At 75.4% G+C, this 3,733-nt stretch carries 2 protein-coding genes and 2 pseudogenes; all 4 read left to right on the forward strand.

What is annotated here, in order from left to right; translation table 11 throughout:
• A pseudogene (locus PKY62_RS12565) lies at positions 1 to 417 on the forward strand (vitamin B12-dependent ribonucleotide reductase); the annotation flags it as partial.
• 245 nt (positions 418 to 662) lie between these two features.
• Positions 663 to 1,952, forward strand: a complete 1,290-nt coding sequence (locus PKY62_RS12570) for a M15 family metallopeptidase (protein WP_324537474.1) — start codon at positions 663 to 665, stop codon at positions 1,950 to 1,952.
• Positions 1,953 to 1,988: 36 nt separating this feature from the next.
• Complete coding sequence (locus tag PKY62_RS12575) at positions 1,989 to 3,272, forward strand: MFS transporter (protein WP_324537476.1); 1,284 nt, start codon at positions 1,989 to 1,991, stop codon at positions 3,270 to 3,272.
• 38 nt (positions 3,273 to 3,310) lie between these two features.
• Positions 3,311 to 3,733, forward strand: a pseudogene (locus tag PKY62_RS12580) (hypothetical protein); the annotation flags it as partial.

The raw sequence follows: 3,733 nt of genomic DNA on the forward strand, positions 1-3,733 counted from the left end.
GACGACCCCGACATCCGCATGGCGCAGTCGATGATGGACTACATCTTCCGTCGCCTCGCGCTGGACTACCTGCCGTTCGAGACCCGCTCCTCGCTGGGCATCTACACGACCGACGAGCGCACCCGCCAGCTCGAGACGGGCTCGTACGAGCCGGTCGCGACGGACAGCTACGACGCGATCGGCGAGGCGCCCGTCGTCGTCGCCCCCGCGCCCGTGGCGCTCGTGGCCCCGGCCGCACCGGCGACGCCCACCACGCACGCGGCGCCCGCATCGGTGCACTCGTCCGCCGAGCTCATGGACCTGCTCCAGGGCCGCGAGGCGGACGCGCCGCTCTGCATGAACTGCGGGATCAAGATGCGCCCCGCCGGCTCGTGCCACGTGTGCGAGGGCTGCGGCTCCACCAGCGGCTGCAGCTGAGGTCAGGGGCGGCTCGCCCCGGACCGGCACCGAAGGCCCCGTCGCCGACGCGACGGGGCCTTCGGCGTCCCCGGAGCCGGCGGCAGCGCCGGTGTGGGCCGTCCGGGTGAGCGCCCTGGGCCGCCCGGGTGATCCTTCGGGTGAACCCACGCCTCGGGGCTCACGTCGGCGCGTCGGCGGTCGATGTCCTGGACGAGCACCTCGGCCCGGCTCATCCCCGCGGGCCAGCGTCAGCGAAGGGTCCCATGTCGCACGAGGCAGCGCACCGCGCCCGGCATCGCGCCGCGCACCGCGCCCCGGGCCCGGCCCTCGCGCGCCGCCAGCTGGTCCGCGACCTGTGCGCACCGTCGCTGGCGCTGCTCGCACGTCCGGGGGTCGCGCTCGCCGTCGCATCGGCCTTCCTGGCCGGCGCGGTGCTCCAGGTGAACCTCGACCAGACCGACCGGGACGCCGTCCGGGCCGAGCAGGTCGCGGCGCGCGAGTCCGCGGCGGCCCTGGTCGAGCGGACGGAGCGCGCCGACGCCGCCCGGCTCAACGGCCAGGCCACCGTCTTCGCGGCGCAGCGCCGCACGGAGGCCCTGGTGCTGGCCCAGACCGCGGTGCGCACGGCGGACCAGCTCGCGACCTCCGCGTCGACCGTCGTCGACGCTGCCACCCTGACCCCGCTGCAGGAGGCGGTCGCCGACCTCGCGGCCCTCGTCGAGGCGACCCCGGACACCGCAGCCGTGGTCCTCGCGGCGAGCCGGTCTGCGGACGCCGTCGCGGTGCCAGGTCCCGTCGAGGAGTCGCCGGCGCCCACCGAGCCCGGTGCCGACGCCGTGGCGCTGCTGGCCGGCACGACCGAGCAGCGGACGATGACGACAGCCGCCGCGGCAGCGGACGCCGCCGCCGTCGAGCGCGAGCAGGCCGTCGAGACCACCATCGGCGATCTCGACCTGGATGCCTCGGCCCGGCTGGTCGCCGCCGCGCAGCAGGTCCTCGTCCTGTCCGCCGAGGTGCAGGTCACGGCCGACGCCGCGATCGCGGCCGCCGCAGCGGCAGCGGCGCTGGCCCAGGCGGACGAGGCCGCCCGGGTCGCGGCCGAGGCCTTCGCCGCCGAGGTCGCCCGGCGCGTCGGCGACACCGACGCGGCCCCGAACGGGGTGATCCCGCGCGACCTGCTCTGCGGCGTCGCGTTCGACGACGACGTGCTCCTGCGGTGCGACGCCGCGGCGGCGCTGGATCAGCTCAACGCCGCGTACCGCGCCGCGACGGGGCGCGACCTCGACGTCGTCAGCAGCTACCGCGACCTGGACGAGCAGGCGGCGGTGCGCGCCGCGAAGGGCACGCTGGCCGCGGCACCGGGTGCGTCCAACCACGGCCGGGCGCTGGCGATCGACATCGCGGGCGCCGGTTCGCTCGGTGACTTCAGCCAGCCGCTCTACGCGTGGCTCGGGCAGCACGCCGAGGACTTCGGCTGGCACCACCCGGACGCCATGGGCCCCGGCGGCACCGGCCCGCTCGAGCCGTGGCACTGGGAGTTCGACACCCCCTGAGCCTCGCCGCCGCCGGTCCCCGCCTAGGGTGGCTTCATGGTCGAGGCCGCGACGCGCATCCGACGCACCTACCTCGTCCTCGTCCTCGGCAACACCCTTGCGGCCTCCCTCATCTGGGGCATCAACACGCTCTTCCTGCTCGACGCGGGGCTGAGCGCCACGGCGGCGTTCGCCGCGAACGCGTTCTTCACGGCCGGCATGGTCGCCTTCGAGATCCCGACGGGGCTGGTCGCGGACCGTCGCGGCCGCCGCACCTCCTACCTGCTCGGCACGGTCGTCCTCGCCGCCGCGACGCTGGCCTATGTCGCCCTGTGGCAGGTGGGCGCCCCGTTCTGGGCGTGGGCCGTCGTCTCCGTGCTCATCGGACTCGGCTTCACCTTCTTCTCCGGCGCGCTCGAGGCGTGGCTCGTGGACGCGCTGACCCACGTCGGCGCGGCCACGAGCATCGAGCGCGTGTTCGGCCGGGCCCAGGTGGTCGGCGGCATCGGGATGCTCGTGGGCACCGTGGGGGGCGGGGTGCTCGCGCAGACGACGTCGATCGCCGTCCCGTACCTCGTGCGCGCGGGGCTCCTGCTCGCGCTGTGCGCCGTCGCCGGCGCCCTCCTGCACGACGAGGGCTTCACGCCCGACCGCAGCGGCTCCACCCGGACGGCGCTCGGCTCGCTGCTCACGGCGTCGGTGGCGCACGGGCCCGGTCGCCCGGCGGTGCGCTGGCTCATGGTGTCGGGGGCCTTCCTGTCGGGGGTCGGGATCTTCGCGTTCTACGCGCTGCAGCCGTACCTGCTCGAGCTCTACGGCGACAGCGGGGCGTACGCCGTCGCGGCCCTCGCGGCCGCCCTCCTGGCGTGCGCGCAGGTGGTCGGCGGGCTGCTCGCACCCTGGGTGCGACGCCGGGTGGGGCGACGCACCACGGTGCTGGTGGGCGCGGCGCTGCTCGGGGCGATCCTGCTGGCCCTCGTCGGCACGGCGGCAGGGTTCGGTGCCGCCCTGGCCCTGCTCGTCGTCATGGGCCTGGTCCAGGCGACGGCCGCCCCCGTGCGCCAGGCCTACCTCAACGCGCTCGTGCCCTCGGCCCAGCGCGCGACCGTCCTCTCGTTCGACTCCCTCGTGGCCAACGGCGGCGGGGTCGTGGTGCAGCCGCTCCTGGGCCGCACGGCCGATCTGTGGGGCTACGGGACGGCCTACCTCGCCGGCGCGGCTGTCCAGATGCTGGCCGTTCCGTTCCTCGTCCTCAGCCGCCGGACCTGCGGTGATGTCGACGGCGCCGACACGCCCGAGAACTCGCACCGCGAGGACCGTGGACGTACCTACCTACGCTGACGTAACCTACGGTGCCGTAGCCACTCGAGAGGTAGCCAGTGACCACCAGCACACCGTCCGTCCCCACCGACGCCCCCCTGCCCTCCCGCCTGTACGACATGGCGGCCACCCTGCCCATGATCATCCAGGGCGGGATGGGGGTCGCGGTGTCCTCGTGGCGCCTGGCCAGGGCCGTGAGCCTCACCGGCCAGCTCGGCGTCGTCTCCGGGACGGCGCTGGACCTCGTGCTCGCCCGCCGGTTGCAGGACGGCGACCCGCACGGTGACGTCCGTAGGGCGCTCGCCGCATTCCCCGACCAGGCGATGGTCGAGCGTGTGCTGCACCGCTACTTCCGCCCCGAGGGCCGCGCCGGTGCGCCGTACACGCCGCTGCCCCGCCTCGCGCTGCGCCAGCACCCCAGCGACCAGGAGCTGACGATCCTGGGCAACTACGCCGAGGTGTGGCTCGCCAAGGAGGGCCAC

Origin of the sequence: Actinotalea sp. (assembly GCF_035443605.1) — a bacterium.
Classification (GTDB): Bacteria; Actinomycetota; Actinomycetes; order Actinomycetales; family Cellulomonadaceae; genus Actinotalea.

What these genes read in the sequence shown, in the direction of transcription:
- PKY62_RS12570 (WP_324537474.1), top strand. Translation starts at nt 663, where the DNA reads ATGTCGCACGAGGCAGCGCACCGCGCCCGGCATCGCGCCGCGCACCGC.
- PKY62_RS12575 (WP_324537476.1), top strand. Translation starts at nt 1,989, where the DNA reads ATGGTCGAGGCCGCGACGCGCATCCGACGCACCTACCTCGTCCTCGTC.